Genomic DNA, 25,959 nt, shown 5'->3' with positions numbered 1-25,959 from the left:
ATAAGACCATCATGTATTTAGAGTAACTACAATTTTTCCTATTTGCTGATTTGATTCAAGATAGCGCTGAGCGTCATGCATGTCCTCAAAGTTAAAGCAACGGTCGATCACTGGACGAAGATATCCTGCACCTATACTGCTAAGAATAAATCGTCTGGCTTGCTCCCTTAGAACAGGGTCATGGAGAACCTCAAGGAACAAAAAACCTCGCATGGTTAAGCTCTTGCGTAATGCAACTTTAAGGGGAAATGGTGTGTTCTCCGGGCTAAGTGCACCATGCATAACCATAGTTCCTCCTACAGACATCGCTTTTGCAATCTGTTCAATATGTGGCCCTCCTACAGCATCGAAGGCGACATCAAGATGTTCTCCACCTAAACGTAAAACAAGGGCCTCATACAAATCGGGTTCATCTTCACTGGCTATAACATTTTTAACACCGAGATCCAGTAAACGTTGCTTTTTCTCTATCGTCTGTGTACTTGCAATGACCTTAGCACCCGCTGCTTCAGCTATCTGTATCGCAGCTAGTCCTACGCTACTTGAAGCTGCTGTGATCAAGATCGTTTTTCCTTTCGATAATCCACCAGCATGGATTACACCACCCCAAGCCGTCAAATACTGCATCCAGATTGAAGAAGCTTCTTCCCAGCTTAAACTATCGGGTTTGTGAACTAAAAAATTTTCTGGAATCAGAAGCTTGTCCGCATATGTCCCATATTTGGCTAGATTGTCAGTCGGAAGAATCGATACTGCATCTCCTGGAGAAAATTGGCGTACACCTTCACCTATCGCAAGAACTATGCCTGCTCCCTCATATCCCAGACGAGAAGGGAATACTGCCTTTTGAATATAAGTACCACGCCGAAACATTACATCGGCCCGGTTGAGTCCGATCGTTTTCATCTGTATTAGAACTTCTCCTGCGGCTGGTAAAGCAACAGGAAGTGTTTCTAATGTCAGGACATCTGTATCTCCAATACAATTGAAGCGCCAAGTCTTGGCCTGAAGTGCGTTAAATGACATCGATAACTACCTTAATATTAGCAGAGCGATCTTGAACAGCATCATGAGCCTCAATCGCTTGGTCTAGAGTAAAATGACGAGGATCAACAATAGCACGCAGTTTACCTTCCTCAACGAGACGAGTCGCGGTCTTAAGGACATCACCATGATGAGAACGGCGATTGCCTGTTAACGTCGGCATTAGGACGAATACGCCAGACAGTGTGGCACACCGTAGAGATGAACTCGCTAAATTATGATTGCCAAATGCAGCACAGCTGGTGATGTGGCCATAGTGAGTCGTCATGGAAAGTGAAGCTTCGAGTACTGGACCACCCACAGTGTCGTAAACAATGTTAAAACCTTGACCCTCAGGGCTTGCAGCAATAATGTCATCGGAAGATGCTGTTGTGTAATCGAGAGGTGTTGCACCGAGTTCTGAAATCAGTGATTGATCAGCTGTACGACCAGTCGCCCAAACATTTGCATCAAGTGCTTTTGCAAGCTGAACCACCATATAACCAACGCCACCAGCACCGCCTTGAACCAGTACAGTTTGCCCTGGTTGGACCTTCGCATTATCCACTAAACCTTCCCAAGCGGTGAGGAACGTCAATGGTAGTACTGCTGCCTCGCGCATAGAGATATTCCGTGGCTTTAATGCGATCAGATCAGCATCTGCTACAACATATTCTGCTAAAGATCCTTGAAGACCACGGACGCCACCAATCAGACCGTAAACTTCATCTCCGACGTTGAAGTGGGTGACACCTTCACCAACAGCAGTTACAACCCCAGCCATATCCGTTCCCAACACGGCAGGAAGCTCTGGCATAGCATATGGTGCTTCACCAAGACGAATTTTATAATCAATAGGGTTTACACCACTAGCATGAATACGTACTAGAACTTGCCCAGCCTCTGGTTGAGGTATAGGGAGTTCTACACGTTTAAATTCATGATCGCCAAAATTTTCTAGGATAAGCGCATTCATCATCTTATTCATAGTTGTTCCTTATTCTTAACTGAGGGATGATATGCACAGTACCAAAATAAATTAATCCAATAAATGATATTTATAGGATTTAATAATTCCTAAATAATAAATAATAAATATCATCCGCTTACTAAAGATATGCTTTGTTGCACAAAACTATTTCTAAGGCTTATGCCACAATATAATTTTCAAATGAATAATCCTGCACCTAAAATTTATCGTACAACCAATTGGTCTTTATATAACAGAGCTTTCATTAATTGGGGGGGGGAGTATGTCAGAAGTTTAATTTTATAAGTTATTGTAAAGATTCGGAAAGTTAATTATGGCATCCAGTTGCAGAGCCAATAGTGACTTCATTTAATCTCAGCATACTTTTTGAAACACTACCTAAATTTTTAAGGTTTATAAAAAATATTGCTTTTTTTATACTATGGGGTACTATAGTATTAATACTAGCAAATAAGGAGGTCTGATGCCTAATCAGGTTGAAGACAAAAAAAAGATTCTTCTACGTGTCAGAAAGATCAAAGGTCAGACGCAAGCGATTGAAAAAGCGTTAGAAGACAATGTGGAATGTGGTGCAATTCTGCAACAAATATGCTCTGTGCGTGGTGCTATTAATGGTTTAATGAATGAGATGTTGGAGGTTCATTTAAAGGACACTTTAGTATCAGGTGAAACCACAGAACAACAACGAAAAGAAGAACTGGCTGAAATCGCCAAGATTCTAAAATCATATTTAAAATAGATCTGTATAAGGAATTATTCCATGAAGTCACGTGCTGCTGTTGCGTTTGGTCCTGGTAAACCTCTTCAAATTGTTGAAGTTGATGTTGCACCACCGAAGAAAGGTGAAGTATTAATCAAGATCTCCCATACCGGTGTGTGTCATACAGATGCATTTACTTTGTCTGGCGATGATCCTGAAGGTGTTTTTCCGGCTATTCTCGGGCATGAAGGTGCTGGTGTTGTAGTCGAGGTTGGTGAAGGCGTGACTAGCGTCAAACCAGGTGATCATGTCATTCCACTTTACACCGCTGAATGTGGCGAGTGCGTATTCTGTAAATCTGGAAAATCGAACTTGTGTATTGCCGTTCGCGAAACTCAAGGTAGAGGCGTAATGCCAGATGGTACCACTCGTTTTTCCTACAATGGTCAACCGATTTACCACTATATGGGCTGCTCAACGTTCAGTGAATACACTGTAGTGGCAGAAGTATCATTGGCTAAAATCAATCCTGAAGCCAATCACGAACATGTCTGCTTACTGGGTTGTGGGGTAACAACGGGTATCGGTGCAGTACATAACACGGCTAAAGTACAAGAAGGTGATAGTGTTGCGGTCTTTGGTTTAGGTGGTATTGGTTTGGCAGTCGTACAAGCCGCACGTCAAGCTAAAGCAGGGCGTATTATTGTGGTTGACATGAATCCAGATAAATTTGCGCTGGCAAAAGAGTTTGGTGCAACGGACTTCTTGAACCCTAAAGATTACGATAAACCAATCCAGCAAGTAATTGTCGAAATGACTGGCTGGGGTGTAGATCATTCATTTGAATGTATTGGTAACGTGAATGTGATGCGTTCAGCCCTTGAAAGTGCACACCGTGGCTGGGGACAATCGGTAATTATTGGTGTAGCTGGCGCAGGTCAAGAAATCTCTACCCGTCCATTCCAACTGGTTACTGGTCGTAAATGGCTAGGTTCTGCCTTTGGTGGCGTAAAAGGTCGTACGCAACTTCCAGGAATGGTTGAAGATGCCATGAAAGGTAAAATTCAATTAGAACCATTTGTGACACATACGATGGGCTTGGATCAGATCAATGAAGCCTTTGATCTGATGCATGAAGGTAAGTCAATTCGTACTGTAATTCATTACGATTAATTGCGTCAGACCTTATCCTTTTCCATGCATGTGCATCCATGAATGGCATGCATGGAATCCTCTAAAACGGTGCATTATCTGTAAAACCGATCTATCTGTGTAGGCATCGTGTATACGTTCAATAAACCTGCCTACATTTTAATTCTTTATCACTATTCTCTGTGGAGAATGTCAGACTCTTTGTTTACTTGATTTCTCATGAAGTCTTGCTCAACATAGGTAATTGATTATGGAAATAATTGAGAAACATGCTTCTTTTGGTGGATCGCAAGAAGTGTATCGCCATCAGTCAATAGCATTAAACTGTTCAATGAAATTCTCAATATATCTGCCACCTCATGACAAAGATGAGCGGTTGCCAGTTTTATATTGGTTATCAGGACTGACTTGCAACGAACAGAACTTTATTACTAAAGCCGGAGCACAAAAGTATGCGGCTGAACATAAAGTCATTATTGTTGCACCAGATACCAGCCCACGTGGAGAGGATGTACCAGATCATGCAGATTATGATTTAGGCCAAGGCGCAGGATTCTATGTGAATGCAACACAAGCACCCTGGGCACAGCATTTCAAAATGTATGATTATATTGTGGAAGAATTCAGAAATCTGATTGACCTGAATTTTCCGACCAATCAAGTCCAAAGCATTATGGGGCATAGCATGGGTGGTCATGGTGCATTAGTAATTGGTTTAAAAAACCCTGAGCTGTATAAAAGTATTTCTGCTTTTGCACCAATTGTTGCACCTAGCCAAGTACCTTGGGGGAAAAAGGCTTTCACACACTACCTAGGTGAAACCGAAACTTTATGGAAAAGCTATGATGCGATTGAATTAATCAAAAACGCAGAAGTTCATTTACCTATTTTAGTCGATCAGGGAACGGCTGATGATTTTCTTGAAGAACAGTTAAGCCCTAAGCTTCTTAGTGATATTTGTTTGGAACAAGAATATCCTCTTACACTTAACCTAAGAGAAGGGTATGACCATAGCTATTACTTCATTGCGAGCTTTATAGAGAAACATATAGAGTTTCACAGCAAATTCCTAGCTAAATAACTTTCATAGATATGAGGATGTACATGTTGTTCTTGAATGCTTCTTGAGCAATATAATTTCCAGATGAAGAGGTCAGCTTATAAATCTAAGGTAGAGTCAATTGATCCTTATATAACTAAGATTGAATTTAATCATCTCATATCTTAATTTTTTGATTCAAATGTTAATGATATTAACTTGAATAAATTCATAGCATTATGTCGAAATAAAAACCCAGATTTTGGCTCAGCTATGGGAAATTTTTTTTAACTTTTATACAACAAAACTTTCTGACATGCATACATTATCAATGTCAGAATCAGTTTTAATTCTAATCAATTGTGGAGTTTTAGTCATGCTTAAAACAGCTTTATATGTCCGTCTTGAAGCTAAACCGGGTAAAGAAGACGAAGTAGAAGCTTTCCTTAAAGCCGGTTTACCTATTGTAATGGAAGAACCCGAGACAGTTGCGTGGTTTGGCCTACGTCTTGGACCTACAACATTTGGTATTTTTGATGCATTTCCTGATGAGGCGGGTCGCCAAGCACATTTATCTGGCAAGGTTGCAGCTGCTTTGATGGCTCAGGCTGATGAGCTATTTTCAGAGCCACCGTCTATTGAAAAAGTAGATGTTTTGGCTAGTAAACTACCAGCTCATACCGACGCTTAAATGTATGAGGGTGCTGCCTGAAATTTTGAATAAAAGGCAGCACTTCAACTGAACCGCCCCGGGTATATCGGAGAGTGTTTTACTTGAGTCAGGCAGCAATGCCTGAAAGGGTTAAACGATCTCCGAGACACTTGGGGCGGCTCACTTCCGCAAAATGTCCAATAACCAATATATTATTAGCTATCTAAATCTATACTATTAGGAATTACTATAAGTCCAAACCCTCCATAGTCACTATCTTTTTGAATAACTGTTTTATCAGCTAGATTTTTACCAAAAGCTTTTTTAAACTTACGTTTAATAGTTGATAGTAAGTTTGAAAAGTAGTCATAATCTACATCAATAGTTTCTTCGACACCTTGAGATTTATGCTGTTGGTAAATTTCATTAAACCTTTGCATGAATTCAGGTTCGATAGTATCGCCTTCAATATCTTTAGAAGGATAGCGCATAGTCTTACCGGCTACTCTCAATTCTGCTGCTAGGAGATAGATACTAAATTCTTTAGGAGATAGTTTGCAAAATATGTCACCTACGAATACCTTACGCTCATCATTATTTACAACTCTCAAGCGTACAGGCTGTAGTGACGATTGCAATGATTACTTAGCCATGACATGTACATTATATTTGAACGGCTACTAACTAAACTGATTGTTATTTATGATATAGACATAATCCCATGAACTTATTGTACGGTAGCCTTAGTTTAACATAATATACATTATGCGAAAACAAACCAACGGTTTTAGGGATAAGATGTGCAGCAACTTATATCATGTTTCTTATCGATAATTTTCTGATCCTATAATAACTAAGATAGGATTTTTTATATTATCAGTTACCAGTATTTTTCTAACGGCAGTTTTCAAGAAAATGCTGTCGCAATGATTTTCCACTTTCATCCAAGATTACATCAGCCACTTGGCATTCAGAATCATCGCATGATAAGTCGTAATAAATGTCGCTACCTTGCGCCAAGCTGACTTGAACCAGTCCTTTATCAGTCATCGAAAACTTTTTGTCTTGAGTATAATCAGGATCTTGAGAATCCCACAGCACATCATAATCAACATTGCAGGACATCTGATTTTTGTCAAAATAAGCTCGCTCAAGCTGCATGGCCGACTTTAGATCTTGATTGGCATATTGCTCCAATACGACTGGATTATCCATACCTTCGTTATTAACATCTTGCTGATACATCTTGGTAACAGTAGCAACCTTCATGACATCAAGCGCTTGAGATGGCTCCGTTGCATTAGCAGCGACAGGATTAGTCGCAAACAACCCTATGGTCAATAATAGCAACAATGAACGATATGTTTGCATGGCGTTCTCTATAAGATTTGGTCATCTGAGATGTGTCATTCTTATTACATCATACTCATATTATGACTGTGCTGTAATATCGTATTATTCAGGTTGATATACTAAAACCCTATCTATTAGCTTCTTTGAGAACTGCTTATTTATATTAATAATAATACTTGTTTCGCTAACAACCACAGTGAGGATATTTTATGATCAAGCCATGTGCTTCTAAAACCCATTCTTTTAAATTAGCTACTGGTGGCCTTTTGGCGTTCTTACTATTGGCAACTGGATGCCATTCTATTGAATCTGATGTGACGGCGCCTAATCAATCAAACGCCTACTCGTCAACATCGGTTGCTGCAGACATGAGCCAACAAACCCTCAGACAACAAGCTTTACGTATACAACGCGCTCTTGCCAACAAAGACTTTGCTAGAATCACCAATGACATTCATCCGACACGTGGCGTTCGCTTTTCGATGTATGCTTATGTCCGCCCTGAAGTGGACAAAGTTTTCAGTCGTGAGCAATATGCACAATATTTGCAACAGTCAAAAATACGGTTTACTTGGGGTGAAAAAGACGGTACGGGCGACCCATTGATCATGCCACTGCCGACGTATTTGGATACTTGGGTGAAAGGGTCAACGTTTAATGATGCCAGTATCAGTCTCAATGAGCTAAAAAATAATGGCAACTCTATTAATAACTTAAAAGAAATATACCAAAACTCAGATGTGGTTGATTTTTATCACAAAGGCAGCGATGAATATGCGGGTATGGATTGGCGAGTGCTACGTCTGGTGTTTGATGAATATCAAGGGAAACGATATTTAGTCGCTATCATTAGCGATCAATGGACTGTTTAGTTTTCATCGCAACCATATGATTTAGCAAATTATTTATAAAAAAGGGCAACGCATTGATTAAGGTGTACTGCCCTTTTCTTATGGATAGTATACCATATATTCAATATTTGATATATTTAAGAATTTCCCTTAAGAGTGTCTTGTCGAAAAAACTTGACCATAATATCGTAAATATCAGGATAAGCGTCCACCAGCTTTTTGGGTGTTTCAAAAAACACTTCACTGAGTACGGCAAAAAACTCTGCTGGATTGGTTGCACCATAACGGTCAAGTCCTGATTTTCGGTGGGTCTGAAAATCTTCAAAATCACGACTCATGATTTCAGTCCACCGAGTAGGATCCATATCAGGTTGCAGCGGCGGAAAACCATTGGCGCGACCATTCATCATATCGAGTTTATGGACAAACTCATGAATGACGACATTGTGACCATCGCGCTCACCTGAGTGTTTGGCATCCTTCCATGACAAAACCACAGGACCTCGCTGCCATGCTTCACCGCTACGGTGCTGACTGCCCTCGTGAACAATGCCAAATTCATCGACAGTGGTGCTGTCGCTTTTATATGAACCTTGATAAATAATGATTGATGACCAACCATCGTACCACTCGAGACTGAGGTTTAAGATAGGTAGACAAGCTTGTAAAGCAATAGACTGTCTAACCGTATCTGTGATCTCAAAGCCTTGCGCACCAGTAATGGATTTGTCCGCCAAAAACAGGGTCGCCAAATCAAACAAGCGGCTTAGCTCGTCTTCAGTTAACCTATCTAATATCACGATACGCTCAGCTGCTCGTGCCCAGTCCTCATGAGTAAACTCACTACTATCCAGTATACGCTGCTCACGCCAGTCTTTTATGATGTTGAACATACACTTTATCCCTATTATTCTTAGTATATAGGCCATCCATTTTACACATAGTATAGAGATAACCAGTAGTACACTATTATAATTACTATATTAAAATGTATAAAAAACGCCACTCATAAATGAATTATTGAGCGGCGCAGACTTGAGTCCGTATATTACGTTTTAAAATTGATATTGTAAGCCTAACTGTACTGAGCTGTCTTTATCGTCACGTGCAAAGGTGGTATCGCCATTCAGATAAGCATAGACATTGTTATGCACCTTATTGCTAACACTCAGCTCAAAACGTCCATAGTCATCATCTTTGTCTGCTTGGTTGATACTAATGTCTCTTTTTTGCCCGTCAGCGAAAGAGGTTGTCGATAAACGGTCCACCAAACCATCTTTGATAACATGCACGTAAGCGAGTTTGCTTTGAAGTTTGGCAGGCGTGCCCATCAAATCAAAACCATACTGCAACTGGTAACCAAGCTCTGAGTCCCATGCTTCACTAGATGTGCTGTCAACTTTAAGGGCTGTGCGAGAGTTGGCATTGCCACTCGTGTAGCCGTCTATATCGGCATCGCTATAATTTAAACCTAAAAAAGCACCATGCGCGATGTTTTCCTTAATAAGAAAATTGTAGCCAAGCTCATTGTAAGCACTAAATACGTCGGCATCAGCATTACCGCGTTCGCTATTATTAATAATGTTGATACCATTATTGCCATCTAGTCTGACGGTTCTATTCACATCTAAATCATGTTTAGATAAGCTCAAAGAAGTGGTGTTCCACCAAGCGGTGTCTTTGCCGCCGAGCAACGAGTAAGCTTGAACACTATAGCTCGTATCTTTTTTAATACCGTTTTCTATGGTTTTATTATTCTGATTAGCCGCTTTGAGGCCTGCACCAACACGCCAGCTAGGTTGTACAATGTATTCACCATATACGCCAATATTGGCGCGAGTACCTTCTTGTAGGTTATCAGAATCGACATAGCTTTGAGAGCCGCCTACCCAAACCTGAGTACGCGAAGCATCAAAGGTGCCATTGTTATCAGTGGCAGATAAAGCCAAGGCATTGGCACGCTCAAGAACCGCTGAGTGCGAATCGGTAGCACTGTCCTTTAATGCTGCCCCTATTTTATTTTGAAGATTCAGCGCGCTTTTATTTGCGGCAATGATGTCAGCGTTGGTTTGCTCAACAATCAATCTGCTAATGATACGCGAATAGTCACGCATTCTTTGTGCGATGCGCTCTTCGCCGAATGCCGCCGTCAGCACGTCCTCATTGTCCAATTCGGGATTGTGCCACGTATAGCCACCTGGGATATTTGGGTTTTCTGTTTGCGTGTAACCATCATAATCAGGTCCAAGGGCCCAGTTGGTTGCCTCAAATCCTACTACAGGCATCACGTTATCAAAAGACTCCTGATCGCTACAACAGCCGACGCCATAAGGCTCGTAGGGTTCTGTCGCGCCCGGTGCAATGATGGCCGGATTGACGTCGAGTGTGATACCAAGCTCTTTTGCAATACGAAGTGCGTTTTCACGCAACCCTACATTGGCAGCTACTTCGTTACCATTATTATCGTAAGCATTGCGACCTGCATTGGCATACATCTTATCGCCTGTAATCAGGCTGTCTAAGTTGATCATACCTAATGCTGTTGATTTTTCTGCGTCAGTGAGCTGATCAACAAACGCCTTTGAACCATTTAGGCCGCCCTCTTCTGCACCAAATGCGACAAACTGAATATCATGTTCTGTATCAATACCAGTCAGGTTATTGGTCAACTCAGTCAGAACGCCAGACCCAGAGGCATTATCGTCCAATGCCTCTAGATTTTCATAGTTTGGATAGGCTACTGCAGAATCATAATGTGCGCCGACAAATAGTGTTTTATTGGTATCAACAATACCTTTTTGGGTCACGATAATGTTATTACTCGTTAGTGTTTGACCTCTAAATAAACCGCGAGGTGCGACAAAATCAAACGTTTGACGATCGACTTTATTGTTACTACCATCGATGGTCATACGCTGCTGCATATAATTAGCAGCTTGAACTTCTTTATCAGATCCTGTATAGCGACCAGCATAGTCGCGCGCAAGCGCTAACGCCGTTTCTTTACCATAATCACCGTATTGGGCTTCTGCAAATGTTTGTGAGCCTGTAAGTAGTGTCAGTGCAGCGACAACTGAAATCGTGAGCGGTGATAATTTATTATGCAAACTGTTTCTCCTTGGTTAAAGAAATGTAATCGACACTAAAAAATAACTCAATTAAATGTGGTTTACAAGAAAAAGAAACAACGCATTTTTTAAAATTAAACCTCCAGCGACAACATATTCATAATCAACTTAATCAAGGTCTCTTTTTGATTCGGGTCAGACTCAGCGACCAATAAGGTCAAAGCAGCAAGACCTGTGTTATTGATCACCATCTCACCCTGATCATTGAGTAAGCGTCCGTTACGGTGTAAAAAATCTACAAATAAGAAGGCTCCGCTGCGTTTATTGCCATCAGTAAAAGGATGGTTTTTCACCATAAAATACAATAAATGCGCCGCTTTACTCTCAATAGTCGGATAAGCAGGTTTGCCAAACACCGTTTGCTCTAAATTACCAAGTACACTACTCAAATCATCACCACGAGGCTTAGCAAACAACTCCGTTGCCTCACCTCTATTGATTAGCTGTGATTTTAAGTTATTGAGCGCGTCCATTGCTTCAGTTGGACTGGGTAATACGCCGCCTTCTTGCCCTACTGGATCATCTAATAGTCCTTCATCATAGCGTTGTAACCACAAAAACGTCTGTGTATAGCGACTGATAATCTCAACTAATCCACGCCCTTCATCCGTTTTCAATTCAGGGCTCTGGGCAGTTTTCTTAATTAATCTTAACGCTTGTTGTAATTCGGCAGAGTTCTTATCAAAGCGCTGTTGGTTAAGCGTATATCCTTGCACCAAGTATTCACGTAGGCGCTGAGTTGCCCACCGTCTAAACTGCACACCTTGCGGTGATTTGATCCGATAACCTACTGAGATGACCACATCCAAGTCATAAAAGGTCACGGGACGATCCGCATTTGCAATATGCATTTTTTGCATATTGCTTTTTTCGGAGATTTCTTCGTCACTTAACGCGTTGGCAATATGACGTGAAATCACGGATTGATCGCGACCAAATAACTCAGTCATTTGCGCTTGTGAGAGCCAAACCGTCTCTTGTTCAAAACGCACATTGACCTGTGCCTTTCCATCCGCACTCTCATATATCTCAATAGTTGAGATATCATTATTTTCAGTCGCTTTCATTTGGGTGGTCTCTACGTATACATTAAATATATGAATCAATGATTACTAATAACATGAATTACTGAGCAATGGGTGCTCAATGCGATATCAATACTGCCTGTTTTTTAAGTGCGTTTGAAATAATGAAGGCAATAAAAAACCCAAGTCAGCATATATTACCAACTTGGGTTTAATATTTTTGAATGGCATCAGAACAATGTTTCACTCAGTGTTGTGTAATCTACCTCATAACCTGGTACATGGAAGACTCACTGGACTGCACCTAGATAACACCTCTAGTGCATTAGCTCAACCACGATTGCGTGGTTGCGCCAGCGAGCTAATGACACTAGAGGTGTTATCTAGGTATTAGCAGGACTGAAACAGTCTTCCTTGGGTAAAATGTAATGGCTTGACTCGTGGACGACGCAGCATCGTCCTTCACCGAAAACGGCGAAACGCTAAATCTCACAACGTCCCTATTCTGCCTTAACCTCAATCAAACTGTCAATCAATCTTTGTTCATTAGCGACAGTTTTTTATACATATGCGTCATCTAGTGTCGCACAAGTTTGTCTAATAATCTACGCGTCACCTAATGTCGTGTTTCCATTTTTTAATTAACAAAAGTTCTTGATATTTATTCTCAAATAGGCTTTTATATGCTTACAAAATATCATTCGCTGGCCACATTATTATTAAGGCAAACCATCATGAGTCTGTCGTTCGAACAAATTCAACACGCTTGGCAAGTACAAGATCCAAGCTTGGTCGAAAAGCTCTGTTTACTTGCTCAGCAACCTGATCCATTGCCTGATTCACCGATACCAGATGACGAGCTAACATTTGAGCGATTTTTAAATAAGATATGGCGTTACTCATTTCGTGAGCAGCCTCCTGAGGTACAGTTTGCAGAACGTGTGGCAATGATGGCAATGGTAGAGTCAGATGAAGGTACTTACCCCCTTCCTGATCGATATAAAATCTACTTAGTCCTAATCGCGCTTTGGGAAGATAAAAGCACTTATTCAAGAGCCATATTAAAACAAGCTATCCAGGCGTTGCCTTTGAGTTATGGTGTTTGGCGCGGTCTAAAGTATATTTATAAGGTGGCAGAATATGAGCAAGATTATGAGGTTTTTGCGCCTATCACTGCCAAAATAGATTTGCATCGTTTCGATCAAAGCATGAGAGATTCGGTCAGTCTTGCTACCAAAACCTATATGAGTCTCAGGGCATGGCGCTATCTGCGAAAACTTGGACAGCAGATGCCTGCCGGCTATGTTGAGGCGGCCGTCGCTGTGCTCGCCAGCTATAGTGAGACAATGACAATTGGTCAACTACCTCAAATCAACAGCTGGGTACTCAATCACATCTGTTTTCACAATTCAGCTGATTATGGCGTCAATCGCTTTCACAGTCACGCACCGCGCAAATTGTTTGATAATAAAGGTCGTGCTTTTAAAGAAGCTTGGCAGCGCGACTCTAAACCCCTTATTAGTTTGCTGGCCACGGCAAGAAATGAAGCCATACGGCAATTTGCGACGGATAGCTTAAAACATGATTTTAAGATTCAGCTGCGTGATGTGAGTGGTAAGACTATTCAATACTTATCGGCAGGCCAGCTACACAGTCAAGCACGCGATGAGATGATTGTATGGCTGATTGAGCAATCCCCGCATTTTGAGAAGTCAAAATTTGTGGCGCTTGGGTTACATGAGGTGGTACTCAAGCTATTACATTCGAGCTATCCTGCTGCGTATCAATATGCCATCGACTATGCTAAAAGCTATGCCCAAGCATTACCGCTATCAGAGCTGATGATGCTTGCGGTATCTGATCACGAGCCTGTTCGCAGCTTTGCCATCAGTATGATTTTGAGCCGCAATCCTGTCGCTGACATTGGTGTATCAGGTTGGGGACAATTACTAGATACGTCTTATCATCATAACATTGCCGCCGAACAACTCAGTAAGCACTTCACACGCCGCGATCTGACCGCTGAATGGTTTTTTGAGCGCCTGACCAGCAATCAGCGTTACAGCACGCGCTTTGCAATACGTAGACTGCCTGAGCTATACAGCGCACAAGAACTTGGCAGTGACTATTTTATCCGTTTGGCAGTACAACTAGATACTTCTACAAATAGTGACAGCAGCGATCTATGCATGAGTTTTGCATTACAAGAGCTCAAGCGTCTTAATCTGAGCCTAGTAGATGTCAACGTTTGGCAGTATCTATTGCTGCATCCTCTAGCTCAGCAGACCATCATTGATTGGCTTGATGAAGATATTTTGTCAGCAAACAAGATTCCGAAGTCCTACTGGCATGCCCTTGCCTATGAGCCTGATTGGCACAATAGTAGTGAAATCGTACAGATAAAAACCTCTCCTTATCTCACGTGCCATAGCCGTGCTCATACTGACACAAACACTCATTTCGATCATGCAGATCTGATCAAACAATGGCAAAAAGAGCTAAGTTTTGATGAATATTTGGCAGACACCGTACGCGATTGGTTGACTGATGTGCGTCGGTTTGCACCAACTGAGTTGGGATTTGATTGGCTCATGACACTTGCTCGCAGCGAGCATTCAGAATACCGCGAATTTGCTATTGAGCGCATTAATAAAGGTTTTCTGCCAGCAGATTTTGCGACCAGTCAAAACATGTTTTCAGAAGAAAGTTCGCCTGAAGACACAAACGCTGCTCATACTACTCACACGACAGATCAAACGACAGAAGTCACTGTTGATTTGGACAATCAGCGTTATCTATTCACTGGCAAAATGCAAAGCATGAGTCGAGGCGATGCCGAAAAACTGGTCAAATCAGCCAATGGGGCGATCAGCAGTGCCGTGAATGCCAAGCTGGACTATTTGGTCATCGGTGATGACGGCTCGCCTCTATACGGCGCTGGTCGCAAAGGCAGTAAGCAGCTGAAAGCAGAAGCATTGATTGCTGAAGGCGCACCGCTCAAAATCATATCAGAAACCGCATTTTTGCAGAGATTAACTGGACAAGCACGCGTCGCATCCGAAGACGATACGATGGCAGGTGCTGAGGTCTTATGGTCAATGGTAGTTGATGATCCTACCGCGCCTATCAGTGAGCTTGCGATCAGCTATTTGAGTCATCATCACGAGCAAATATGCATGGCATTAACAGACCGACCTGTCGATCCTGATGCCATCATTCCTGCTTTATTTTTCAGTGCCGAGCGTGTCATACCTTTATTGAAAAGCAGTCAGCAAGCGCTCCGCAACTTTGGGCTATTGCTTACACAGTATGAGCTGGCCAAGTGGTCGCCAACACCTGCACTGTGGCTGATAATGGCAGAATCGCCTTATTTTGAGGTCACGCAGTTATTACAGCAGGCATTGCTGGCAGCACCTTCTGTAAGCAATCGCGCCTACCATGTGCCTGTAGAGCAGTTTAATGAATCCATGCTCAATGCTTTTATTGGCAGTAAAAAACGACTGGCGCGACAACTTGGCATGGCACTATTACAGCGCCATCGCCAATTTCAAAACCCGCAGTCTCTTTATGTATTGAGTCAAAGTGCTGACCGTGAAGTACGCTATGCCGCAGTGACCATGCTTTGGCAGCAGTACAAAGCGCGCCATGTCTCACCGCAATGGCAGCCAGCAAGCCAGTATGATAAAACCAATAAGACCTCAGGAAATACCCTAAATAACAGCGTAGTAAATACCGAGCCAAGTGACTGGTCAACCAATCCCCCTGCCGATTTGAATCAGTTATTGATGCTTTTAAGGCGCGGGCTGTTTGAGTTGCCACCAGGACGATTAAGTCCTTCTAAAAGCGCTGAGCGATCAAATCCGCAGAAAAACGAGCAAGGTCGTCATTCAAAGCACGCGCAGCGCATGGATAAAACACAAGCAGCAACAGACCAAGAGAAAATCCTCTCACCCAAACCCATATCTGCCAGCCAAGCAAAGCTGGCCTTGATTGAGACGTTCCGTGATGTGGGATTGGTAGACGAGGATTTTGCCAAGCTGATCATGCCTTTTTTATACACCTTTACCCATTCTGCAGGCAAGATGGAGCGTCATGCGTGTTTGGTCGCAGTCACACGCTTATTACATCGTTACCCCAAGTTGTCCGAGCATTTACAGCCCAGTGCTGTCAGCTCAAATGATTCAGCAGCAAGCAAATAATAAAGATGATCACACCATACGACGCCATTTCAACTGAGATTAGATCATGAAAACAACCACATTGCCCTACTGGGGTCAAATTATAGGCTTGGTTAGCAGACAGCCTGATACTGACAATACGACAAAAAAAACCACAAAGTCAGTAGCGTTGTCAGTTGCGCAAGGTCGCAGTTTGTTTATCACTCGAAAACCGATAGGCGTGCATGAAAGCACTGCAACCTTGTATCGACTTGATAATACGGGTGAGCAAGTAAGCTTAGCAGACGCTACATTACCCTGTGCAATGGAGGCCATTGCCACGGTAACTGATGACGTTATTATGCTGCTTGGCTGTGATGGGCACTTGTATCAGACCGACTGGCAGGGAGAGACAATTCATAAAATCAGTGGCATGTCGTTATTCACAAGCATAATTGAAGCTCACAATACCACTGAAACTGAAACCGCGGACACGGATATAAACGTTGAGGGTTTTAATAAATCCTTATCGAAGAATAGCAACCCACAAGCGATTGCTATGACTACGCTGCATCAAGCAATCGTCGTGCTGTACCCTCATCACATTGTCATCTGTACGCTTACTGATGATAACGCTTTAAAATCAATCGCAACAAAGGTTGTCGTACAACCTTATGCGGATAGCAAGACTCAAAAAGCCACTTCCCTTGCCGCATCAAGTGACGGTAAATGGCTGGTAATAGGCGATGATCTTGGTAACGTTAGTAGCTATCAATGGCTAAATAATGATGACGATAGTAGTGGTCAGCTAATACAAAGCAGCCGTAAACCTCTGCATCAAGGCCGTGTGAGCGCTTTATGCTTTGAGCCTATTGGTCATTACTTCTTTTCAGCAGGCGCAGACAAGCACCTTTATCGCACCCATGTACAAGGCGAGCTACAGACGATAGATAGAGCCAAATCAAGCCAGCATGATCAAATGATTACTGCGCTTTGTGTCTCAGACACGCGCCTATTTAGTAGCGCCGATGACAGCAGTGTGAAGTCCTGGGCATTTGATAAAGGTCAACCAAATACCTGCAAAGACGACCTTAGCAAAACACAGCAACTGGTGTACGCAAATTATGCAGAAAAACCTGCGCTGCTGGCTATTGGGTCAGATCAGAGTCTTCGTTTTTTGCCCATCGATGAGGCACAAAACAGTAAGTTGCTTGCGGTTGCTATGGTCATTGAAGATGGCTACCATCAGCTTCAGCAGCGATTGACCGACAGTAGTAATCAGAGTGAAGCGGCGTTTTTGGAGGGTATGGCGCTGCTTGAATCACAAGTGAGTAATCAAACGATAAAACTGGTTGGGCGTCTCTTTGCAGATCGCAGCAACGGTTTGAGCAACAGTCGCGCTCTGCAGTTGGTACAGTGGCTAGCTGGTATAACGCTTGATGCGCGTTTACCCATACTTGAAGAGCAGCTTCACTCAAATCGTGGCAGCCGTGTGCGTCTTGCCGCATTTGACGGGTTAACGACGGCTGCTACAACAAAACTCAATGCATTACCCTCATACTTAGAGGATGCGCTTGCACGTTCCACGAATGAGGACGTTATTAGTGCCACGCTACAACGCTATCTAACAATCGCCACTCAGGATACAGACAAACAGTCTCGCGTTGTATCCATTTTGCAGGTGGCGCTGTCGCACTCCATGCTGAGCGTTCGCCGACAAGCATTAGCATCGCTTGAGCACTTGCTACCAGACGCCAGCCCAAAAGCAGATATTATGGCGTTGGATAGCCGCTATCCTGACACCATTCAGGCAGGACTGATTCGACTGTATCAGCGCGGTTTATTGGATAATCCAGAAGTGTCCCGCCAGCTCATGTTGCTGCAAAGCCACCATCAAGCTGACGTCAGACAAACCGCTTTTTATGCGGCTTTATTGGCGCAGCCTGAGCTCATTACGGTCTTAAAGCAGCAGGCCCGTGCAAAAGAAGACGCTCAGCTACTACGTACACTGACTGATTTTGATGACTTTCGCTTACTGCGCGGTACGGTCTTTGACAATATAAAAGTAGATAAGCATACGTCCAATTACGATGAGCTATTAAATGTCATGATAGGATCGCGCTTTGAACACCAAACCAAAAATGCGACCGAGCATACCGTTCAAGAAGATGATACTACTGTCAGCCTTACATTAGATACGCAAGATTTTGCCACCCAAGTCGAGCAAACATCCACGCAAAAAGCAAGCAAAAACACCGCCAAAACGGCGACTACGGCAACGGTAGTATCACGTCCTATACTCAGTAGTGCCTGTCTTGAGCCTCTATTACAAAATCTGAGCAACCGCTACGAAGACATCAGTTTTCGCGCCGCCTACGCCCTTGCCTGCTTAGAGGATGCGCGCGCATTTGGCACCCTAATACGGTTTATGCATCATGATAACGATGCCTTTATTCGTGCAGGGGTTGCGGCCGCCCTAGGTCATCTACAGCTAGCCGATGGGAAAAGCATTTTACCCACCTTGCTTGATGATGCCGATGCTGGCGTACGCCAAGTCGCTATGAGCGCCCTAGGAAAACTGGTAGATGATGACTTATCTTGGGTGGCGTTTGGGTTTGACTCAAAGCATCAAGACATTCATGAGCGTGCGCTTGCAATATTGTTGACACAAGTGCTAAACAACAAAAAAGCGATTTCTGACCCATCAGATATGAGCACGGTACTGGATCAAGCACTCAATAACCCCTTTACCAGTATTCGCTTAGAAGTGGTAAAAGTGTTACTCAATAAAACGCTTGAACGTACTACCAAAACCACTATCATTAATATGATTGAACAGCTACAACACAGCCTGTTTGAAGATGTGCATCAAGTGGCAGTAGAAGAATGGCAGCGACTCTTATTACAGAGCACATCAAAAATAAGTACGGCACCGGACGGTATAGACACGTACCAGGCGGTGCTGACTTTGCTGCTTGCTGATAACTTTGCCCATATTCGTAAACAAGCTTTTGATACGGCGCTTAAAAATAGCAAGCGTTTCGGATTTACCAATCTGATGTTGGACGCACTTGCCAGCCCTCATCTCGATATTAAACGTTTGGCGCTGAGCCAATTACAAACCAAAGCCAGCACTCAGCAGCTGTGCGCGTTAATGCCCGCCTTAATAGATTTGTTGGCAAGCGACAGTATGGACTTGCGCCAGCAGGCATTAGCAGTCGCGCTAAATTTGACTGATATTGGAGTTTCGCTCAACTCGACCACCAACCATGAAGCATTATTTACTGCCGGACTAAGCAGTCCTTACCCTGATATCCAACTGACCGTCGCCAAACTGCTGGCAAGTCAGTCCATCAATTACCCTGAGCCACTAAAGACGCAGTACCAAGCAAACGCTTATGCCGTGTTTGCGCAGTATCTGAATAAAGAGATGCCTATATCTGCCAGCCACAAAAAAGACAATGAAGATTACAAACAGTGGCATCAGCAGATCACCGATGCCTTAATAGGGTTGGCAACGCTCTCAGAACCTAATAAATACCACGCCTTAGACTGGTATGCGCGCTACTTACACCATCCTGATGCCGATTTTAGCTCACTTGCGCCCAAGCTTATGTATATTGTCACGCCTCAAGATACCGAGGTGCTGGCGACATGGCAACAAGACGAGCGCCCAATCATCCGTCAATCTGCCAGCTTGGCTTTGGCAGTCTGGGGCGACAACCGTGGGCAGCATTTTTTTGGCAACGCATCTACTCATACCTCTAGCAAAAGCCATAACGACAGCCTGCGCCATCTTGTTGATCCTATTGGGGCTATTCAATGGCTACAAGCGCGCTCAGGCTTGGGTATTACTCAAGCACAGCAGCTACGGCTGTTATTTGATAATCAAACGTATGCGCCAGCCGCCAGATTATTGCTCATATTCAATGCTTTGGTATCACCACTTACTCGACCCGAGCGCCTCATTGAGGCATTGAGCTTTGCCGACAATGAGACTGCGTTTGTTTATGCACATGTATTGGCACGCTTTCACCTACCTTCGATGTCCAATTGGCAGTATCTCAGTGACTACTTGTCGCAGAAGATTGATACCATTTTGGTAGCTCATCCAAAGATGCTGACGATGTCGTCAGAGACAAGCGGTGCCAACACGCGTAGCACGACTGACGCACGCGCCCACATACTCAGTATGGTCAATGTTGCAGGCTTACAGCAATTTGCATATTTAACTCAGCACAAGGCCCCTTTGATACGTGCTCAAGCGGTGGCAGTTTTGGGTAAATTATCTCGTCTGCTCTCGCAGCAATCTTATGAGGATGATGCCAAGGTATTTGCCGCTCTACAAGAATGGCAGCGTAGCATCGAAAGTATCGAGATTTTACTTCAACGTCATCATTACCCAGCTGATACCGACGAGCTTAGCCAGCAAGGTATGAGCAATGCTGACATTGATGATACGTATCAAACCCTTGCATTTGGCGTATGGCTTGGCGTCATTCGTGAAAACGATCATAGTAACAGCAGCACCGAGCAAGCGATTCGCGGGCTGATGTGGCTGACCAAACCCAAACCGACTCTAGCACCAAGTACAGATACTGCATTAGCTGCCAGCAATCAAGGTGAGGCTATCGACTGGTCGGACAGTGTCAGCCGTGCGCTGTTGCCTCTGCTTCATCGCCCTCGCATTGAAACGCGTGAGCTGGTGTGGGACTGCTTATCCACGCTGCCTATTTCTGCATCAAAGCTGGCTGAATGTGCCATGAATACGCCGTATCGCGATATGGTCAAACGTGGTTTGCACTGCTTGATAAACAGCCTTGAAACTGCATCTGTATCGAGCGATAGCAAAGTGGACGTAGAAGCCGCTAGCAATCAACCACTAACAGACTTACTGTTCACCAATCATGATCTGTTGGCAGAAGAGACCTATCAACTATTAAAAGAACGTATGGGTCATTTACCAGCCAGCCTCATGGCGCTGAATACAGAGAGCCTACCACTGTTACGGCAAGTGGTGAGCGAATGGCGTCACATCACAACGCGCACTTCTCAGACAGCAGGCGGGTCTGACCAAGCGCAAGCCTTACGCCAAGACAAGTTGACCTTTTTATTACAAGCACGTCACTGTCACGACTGGCAGGCACGCTATCAGACCTTTATGCAGCTTATCGAGTTTAATGGCGTATTGTTTACGGATACAGGGTTTAATCATACTAAGCTGATGGATGAGTTGTTTGTCTTTTTAATGGACAGTACAAGCAAATACGAGCAAGAGCAGGTTTTATCCCTCATTACTCAAGTATTGCAATCTTGCCAGCGTATTCAAACGGCAGCGCATCTTGATAATATTGATAAAGCGGTGGACACAAAGGTGGTTGAAACAGCGGCGCAAAAAAGTCGCGAGCAGCTATTGTCCTTGCTAGACCATGCCACTCTCAAGCTGTCAAACGCGGACTTATACAAATCTATTGCCGCACTGCGCGATACGCACATGGCTACTCCCTTACGCGACCGCCTGCAAAAAATGTTCGAACATCCAGCAGCTCATTCATCTCAGGAGCGGCAGCAGCTGTTTGATACACTCGTCATGATCAGTGGTTACGACCAGCCTATTCATGACTATTTGGGCGAGGATAAAGACGTGCGCTGGCTACAACAACAGTATCCCAGAGATCCTGAGGCGCTATTGTCTTTATTTATCTTGCTCCTACGCCATGCCGACTATGGGCATGCCGCTCAGCTACTAAGATCATTGGCTTGGGTCCCTCCAGTATGGACGTTAGATACGATTATTGGTGCAGACCAGATTAAAGAGGAGGATATTGCCACGCGTATTGATAAAACCTTAGCTCTGTCTTATGAGCAGCTACCTGCTAAGTATATGCAAAACCTGATCAAGGCCGTCTCTTATCGTGCCAAGAAACGTAAACACCATGCAGACGTCCTAAAAAACATACTCAAAAAAGCTTTATCATACAAAGAGGCGTCAGTGCCGTTTTTGGCAGCAGAAGGTTTGGCGCTCTGCGGCAATAGTGAGGGTTTGAGCACGTTAATGGCCAGTATTGACTACCATACTGATGGTGATATGCGTCGCCGTAGTGTGCTGGCTATTGGTGAGATGATGCAGGTTCATTCTCAACCTACAGACACGCATGCCCTCTACAAGGCGTATGATAAGTTAACCAAACTGGCAGAAGATGATGAGCACTACTTACAAGACGTGGCCTCTGAAGCGTTGGGACATATCGCGCAGGGCGGCGCATTTGAATACAGCGCGCAGATTTTTGCTTTATTGACAGCGCAGTTGTCAGACCCTGAATTACAACCTTATAACCCGGCTATCACTCATTGGTTAAATGGGCTACGCTGGTTGAACACCAGCAATGCTTGGGCGCAAATCCGCAAACACATACAGCGCCAGTTACATGAGCAATTCCTATTTGCACCGCAGCAGCATGCCATCTCCTTATTATCGCATTATGATAGCGATGCGAATAAAGAGATGCTGTTAGATATTCTCAGACAAGATACCAATCAAGAAGCGATACTAGAAACCGCTTATACGGCTGCGCAAAACCTATGGGGCAACCGTACTGATCATATCTATCCGTATGACTGGGCGGCAATACAAAACCCAAATGAAGATTTTACATTGCTAGCAGCGCTTAGCCTAAAACGCATCGTGACGCATAGCACTATTGATATGCTGGCACCCTTTATTACTCAGCATATCCATGAACTGCCCGCGCAGACATTTACCCTATTACAAAATGCGCTATTGGCAAAACCTAACATGAGCCAGCGGCAGCTTCGCAGCTTGATCGACAGCCCGGATGCGCAGATACAGCATATAGGTTTGCGCTATATAACGCAGTACCCTAGTCAGTATCTTGATACGCAAATGCAGATAGACTGCAAGCAGTACTTGATCACCGCGCAGCATCGATGGCAAACGCTACTGGATATCGTCACAGCGCAGCCTGTCATGAGACACCATGATACGTGGTTGACTCAAATGCAGCATACAGCCACCACGATTACTCAATTGTTGTGGATCACCTGCCGCTATGGCGTACCTGATAATGCTTTATTTGACTGGTTAAGCGCTCAGCTAACCTCACCTGCCATCAACAGCGTAGCCGCACTGGCGACGGCGGTCAGCGCGTACTGGCAACAAGCCTTGTTAGGGCTTCTGGCACGGCAGGCAAGCGACGATCATCTGCTTGCTGACCTAATACCAACCCTTATCAATATAGCCAACAATCCAATAGTACCGCTGGCAGCAGAAAATAACGCCTTATTGTCGACCCTGCTTGAGCGCTTGACTGTGCAAAAGGCGCAAACAGCTAAAGCACAACTGACATCTATCGCTACACCTCAGCCAGATTCAAGCCAGCCGTTATTAGCAGCGATTAAGGCCAAAGACGCCGCTGCCCTCTATCACTGGGCGCAGGACAGCCATGCTGAGACGTCAATACGGATACGCGCCATCGAAGCACTTGGGCAGCTGCACGATCCTAATATTGGCACGTGGCTGGATGCTTTAAGCAAAGCACCTGCTGATGATGACATGGATATTCAAAAACTGGCTTATAAAGTTTTGCGCCGCTGGCAACGCGCTATGACGCGCGCTCAGCAAAAACGCCCGCAACTGCCTACTGTAGTAGCGATGAGAAGCATTCATACAAAGGCGACAGACAAGCTACAGAATCAGGGCGAAGGACATTATCATGACCAATAAACAAATAGACAACTCAATTGACCAAACCGTCATCAGTCAAGAGGCAACACCAGCAGACAAAGATGAGACTCACGCTAATGGCGTGATGATGGAGCTCAATTATGCCGCGCCAAGCCATGTGAGCTTATCCTCAGATCAGCAATCTGACCACACCCAGCATGTGGTATTGTTCACACAGCTAGAGCGTGATGCAGTCAGCTTTCATGGCAAGCTCAAAGACCCACTGATTTTTCGGGACAGCTTACTGGCGTTATTTGACGTGGTCAGTAGCGATTACCGCTATGTACCAAAAGACCGTGCCGCCTATACGGTGTTTATGCAAATGCGCCGCGCCAGTCGTCATAAGAACCTATTTTCTGCGCAGCGTGATTATTTTACATGGCTGTTTGACAATGACCCTTTGGCCTTTTGTCTGCTCGACCCTATCATTCAAGTTCATCAAGCAGGCGTCAGTTTTGAGGTGTTCAGCCGTGATGAAGGCTGCTATGCGCAACTGACTTTGCAGCACGATTTGTTTGAAACAGTATCTGCTCCCGTGCTTGGTACTACCAGCATTGACTACAGTAGCGCCCTATTTGATGGCATTGAGCAAATCCGTGATCATCAAATAACCACGTTAGATATTGGTCAAGAAGCGATACGTTTAGAGCGCTCAAACGTATCAGAGCCAAAAGATAATTCTGAGACCGAAATGGATAGCGCGGTCAATGAGGATAGTAAACAGGAAGTCATCGAAAAACGCATCAATGTGCCCAAAAGTTGGATACGCGCATTATTGCAAGTACAGTCAGCAGGTCAACTGGCACAAGAACGGATTGATCTTGATCCTATTGCGTTATACAACGTGTTGTTTGAGCTGCGCATGCATGCCGATATTAAAGGTAAGCGCCGCGGTTTATTGATTGAGCTCATACCGCAGCAGCTGCCCGTGATGATTTTAGAGCCATTTGATATTACCGTCACCAGTCAAGTGAGCCGCCAGCAAACCCTGTATCAAGGACAAAAAGCCAAGCTCATTCGCTTGTGGGGTCGCAGGCGTTTAAGTTTATTAAAGCGCTTATTACCGCATACCGATACGGTCAGTGTGTCGCTGCTTGGACAAGGGATGCCAAGCTACTGGACGCTCACAGGTAAGGGCTTTCATTTTACCTTTGCCATGACAGGCTTTAGCCAAGCCAACTGGTCGCAGTCACTCAATTTTGATTTATTATTGCCCAAGCGTCCGCAGCAAAACACACCAAACAGTGATAACGATGATTTAGTACCTTTGGTGCAAGCGCTTGTCGAGCAGCCAAGCCGTATTGACGCTTTGTGCGAGCGTTTGAGTACGCCAGAAAATAACCTTATAGCCAGTCACGTCCGGCAGCAGCTGCTGTCGGGTGCGCAGCAAGGTTTGATTCGCTATGATATGGCCAACCAGTCTTATTACTATCGTCCGTTGACACAAACGCCGCTCGACATGGCGCAGTTTGCACATCATAACGAGGCAGAAAAACAGGCATTTGACATCGTTAGCCGAGAAGATGGCGTACAGAATCTCAATGTCCAAACGGTGGTGGGACAAGGCGTCTCAATCAGTGCCGATATTCATGTCAAAGAAGATCGCCGTACTTATCAAAGCCAGCTACAACTGGGGGATGAGGGTTTGGTCAGTCGCGCTGCGTGTAGCTGCCCGCAGTATTTACAGCATCGCCTGAGCCAAGGGGTCTGCGCGCACCTGATTGCTTTGCGCTTAAGCCATCATCAATACGACCACACACAGACAAACAGCTGGCATGACATGCGCACCCTCAGCAAACGTGTGCCCAAACCGCAACAAAAAGCATCTAAAAACAATAACGTATCAACCGAACACGCTTCTCAATCATCTACCAATGAAGTGCTGGACTTATCGGCGCTCGCCCAAGGTTTTCCATCAAGTGATACGCAGGCAAAGCCAGTCGCTTACAACCATAGCGCACACACGATCAGCTATGTGCATGTGACGTGCGATCATAAAAAAGTACTGATTGAACACAGTATCGATGATGACAGCACACGTCAGCAGTTTGTATTTAATCAACCTGCCCAAGCCCATGCCGCCTTTTTACAACACATTGCCCGATTTGAAGCCCAAGGCTTTATCGAAAATAAAGGGGTATAAC

Annotated in this window: 15 protein-coding genes; 8 read left to right on the top strand and 7 right to left on the bottom strand. The window is 44.2% G+C overall.

Annotated features, from left to right (window positions below; all coding sequences use genetic code 11):
* Window positions 1-9: 9 nt before the first annotated feature.
* Both CIK80_RS14685 and CIK80_RS14680 read right to left on the bottom strand, forming a co-directional pair.
* Window positions 10-1,026 (bottom strand): zinc-dependent alcohol dehydrogenase family protein, encoded by a 1,017-nt coding sequence (locus CIK80_RS14685; protein WP_095570626.1) that lies wholly within the window; start codon window positions 1,024-1,026, stop codon window positions 10-12.
* Complete coding sequence (locus CIK80_RS14680; protein WP_095570625.1) at window positions 1,016-2,011, bottom strand: zinc-dependent alcohol dehydrogenase family protein; 996 nt, start codon at window positions 2,009-2,011, stop codon at window positions 1,016-1,018. The genes CIK80_RS14685 and CIK80_RS14680 overlap by 11 nt, the downstream gene beginning before the upstream one ends.
* Window positions 2,012-2,477: 466 nt before the next feature.
* Between CIK80_RS14680 and CIK80_RS14675 the strand changes: the two genes are divergently transcribed.
* From CIK80_RS14675 to CIK80_RS14660, 4 genes are all read left to right on the top strand, one after another.
* Window positions 2,478-2,753 carry a metal/formaldehyde-sensitive transcriptional repressor gene (locus tag CIK80_RS14675; RefSeq protein ID WP_001133624.1) on the top strand — a complete coding sequence of 92 codons (276 nt, stop codon included), beginning with the start codon at window positions 2,478-2,480 and terminating at the stop codon, window positions 2,751-2,753.
* Between the two features lie 21 nt (window positions 2,754-2,774).
* Window positions 2,775-3,887, top strand: coding sequence for an S-(hydroxymethyl)glutathione dehydrogenase/class III alcohol dehydrogenase (locus CIK80_RS14670; protein WP_095570624.1), 1,113 nt, complete (start codon window positions 2,775-2,777; stop codon window positions 3,885-3,887).
* A gap of 229 nt (window positions 3,888-4,116) precedes the next feature.
* Window positions 4,117-4,947: an S-formylglutathione hydrolase gene (gene fghA / locus CIK80_RS14665; RefSeq protein WP_095570623.1), complete on the top strand. Its 831-nt coding sequence runs from the start codon at window positions 4,117-4,119 to the stop codon at window positions 4,945-4,947.
* A gap of 334 nt (window positions 4,948-5,281) precedes the next feature.
* A complete protein-coding gene (locus CIK80_RS14660; protein ID WP_095570622.1) occupies window positions 5,282-5,596 on the top strand; it encodes an antibiotic biosynthesis monooxygenase in 315 nt (104 codons plus the stop codon).
* Between the two features lie 176 nt (window positions 5,597-5,772).
* Here the strand turns inward: CIK80_RS14660 and CIK80_RS14655 are convergent, their stop codons facing one another.
* Together CIK80_RS14655 and CIK80_RS14650 are read right to left on the bottom strand one after the other, a co-directional pair.
* Entirely contained in the window at window positions 5,773-6,168 is a 396-nt protein-coding gene (locus tag CIK80_RS14655) for a hypothetical protein (RefSeq protein ID WP_143516803.1), read from the bottom strand.
* Between the two features lie 283 nt (window positions 6,169-6,451).
* Window positions 6,452-6,928 carry a hypothetical protein gene (locus CIK80_RS14650; RefSeq protein ID WP_095570620.1) on the bottom strand — a complete coding sequence of 159 codons (477 nt, stop codon included), beginning with the start codon at window positions 6,926-6,928 and terminating at the stop codon, window positions 6,452-6,454.
* Window positions 6,929-7,119: 191 nt separating this feature from the next.
* On the opposite strand from CIK80_RS14650, the gene CIK80_RS14645 reads away from it, so the two are divergent.
* A complete protein-coding gene (locus CIK80_RS14645; protein WP_095570619.1) occupies window positions 7,120-7,782 on the top strand; it encodes a hypothetical protein in 663 nt (220 codons plus the stop codon).
* A gap of 116 nt (window positions 7,783-7,898) precedes the next feature.
* On the opposite strand, the gene CIK80_RS14640 is transcribed toward CIK80_RS14645, so the two are convergent.
* The 3 genes from CIK80_RS14640 to rhuM form a co-directional block, all read right to left on the bottom strand.
* Entirely contained in the window at window positions 7,899-8,654 is a 756-nt protein-coding gene (locus tag CIK80_RS14640; RefSeq protein WP_095570618.1) for a M90 family metallopeptidase, read from the bottom strand.
* Window positions 8,655-8,816: 162 nt separating this feature from the next.
* Complete coding sequence (locus CIK80_RS14635) at window positions 8,817-10,868, bottom strand: autotransporter domain-containing protein (RefSeq protein WP_095570617.1); 2,052 nt, start codon at window positions 10,866-10,868, stop codon at window positions 8,817-8,819.
* Window positions 10,869-10,963: 95 nt separating this feature from the next.
* The gene (gene rhuM / locus CIK80_RS14630) at window positions 10,964-11,956 is read right to left on the bottom strand and encodes a RhuM family protein (protein WP_095570616.1); all 993 of its coding nucleotides are present in this window, start codon (window positions 11,954-11,956) and stop codon (window positions 10,964-10,966) included.
* A gap of 692 nt (window positions 11,957-12,648) precedes the next feature.
* On the opposite strand from rhuM, the gene CIK80_RS14625 reads away from it, so the two are divergent.
* Genes CIK80_RS14625 through CIK80_RS14615 form a run of 3 tightly spaced genes read left to right on the top strand, consistent with a single transcriptional unit; the run spans window position 12,649 to window position 25,958 of the window.
* Entirely contained in the window at window positions 12,649-16,113 is a 3,465-nt protein-coding gene (locus tag CIK80_RS14625; protein ID WP_095570615.1) for a BRCT domain-containing protein, read from the top strand.
* 46 nt (window positions 16,114-16,159) lie between these two features.
* A complete protein-coding gene (locus tag CIK80_RS14620; RefSeq protein ID WP_095570614.1) occupies window positions 16,160-23,815 on the top strand; it encodes a HEAT repeat domain-containing protein in 7,656 nt (2,551 codons plus the stop codon).
* Window positions 23,805-25,958: a hypothetical protein gene (locus CIK80_RS14615; RefSeq protein ID WP_095570613.1), complete on the top strand. Its 2,154-nt coding sequence runs from the start codon at window positions 23,805-23,807 to the stop codon at window positions 25,956-25,958. The genes CIK80_RS14620 and CIK80_RS14615 overlap by 11 nt, the downstream gene beginning before the upstream one ends.
* The last annotated feature ends 1 nt before the right edge of the window (window position 25,959 follow it).

The sequence above is a fragment of the Psychrobacter sp. JB193 genome, from assembly GCF_002285555.1.
In the GTDB taxonomy this organism is placed as follows: Bacteria; Pseudomonadota; Gammaproteobacteria; order Pseudomonadales; family Moraxellaceae; genus Psychrobacter; species Psychrobacter alimentarius.
The sequence above is the reverse complement of the archived record's forward strand: the minus strand, read 5'-3'. Positions and strand labels throughout refer to the sequence as shown.

Excerpts from the sequence above, each read along its gene's own strand:
- CIK80_RS14685 (WP_095570626.1), bottom strand. The coding sequence starts at position 1,026 with ATGTCATTTAACGCACTTCAGGCCAAGACTTGGCGCTTCAATTGTATT.
- CIK80_RS14680 (WP_095570625.1), bottom strand. The coding sequence starts at position 2,011 with ATGAATAAGATGATGAATGCGCTTATCCTAGAAAATTTTGGCGATCAT.
- CIK80_RS14675 (WP_001133624.1), top strand. The coding sequence starts at position 2,478 with ATGCCTAATCAGGTTGAAGACAAAAAAAAGATTCTTCTACGTGTCAGA.
- CIK80_RS14670 (WP_095570624.1), top strand. The coding sequence starts at position 2,775 with ATGAAGTCACGTGCTGCTGTTGCGTTTGGTCCTGGTAAACCTCTTCAA.
- fghA (WP_095570623.1), top strand. The coding sequence starts at position 4,117 with ATGGAAATAATTGAGAAACATGCTTCTTTTGGTGGATCGCAAGAAGTG.
- CIK80_RS14660 (WP_095570622.1), top strand. The coding sequence starts at position 5,282 with ATGCTTAAAACAGCTTTATATGTCCGTCTTGAAGCTAAACCGGGTAAA.
- CIK80_RS14650 (WP_095570620.1), bottom strand. The coding sequence starts at position 6,928 with ATGCAAACATATCGTTCATTGTTGCTATTATTGACCATAGGGTTGTTT.
- CIK80_RS14645 (WP_095570619.1), top strand. The coding sequence starts at position 7,120 with ATGATCAAGCCATGTGCTTCTAAAACCCATTCTTTTAAATTAGCTACT.
- CIK80_RS14640 (WP_095570618.1), bottom strand. The coding sequence starts at position 8,654 with ATGTTCAACATCATAAAAGACTGGCGTGAGCAGCGTATACTGGATAGT.
- rhuM (WP_095570616.1), bottom strand. The coding sequence starts at position 11,956 with ATGAAAGCGACTGAAAATAATGATATCTCAACTATTGAGATATATGAG.
- CIK80_RS14625 (WP_095570615.1), top strand. The coding sequence starts at position 12,649 with ATGAGTCTGTCGTTCGAACAAATTCAACACGCTTGGCAAGTACAAGAT.
- CIK80_RS14620 (WP_095570614.1), top strand. The coding sequence starts at position 16,160 with ATGAAAACAACCACATTGCCCTACTGGGGTCAAATTATAGGCTTGGTT.
- CIK80_RS14615 (WP_095570613.1), top strand. The coding sequence starts at position 23,805 with ATGACCAATAAACAAATAGACAACTCAATTGACCAAACCGTCATCAGT.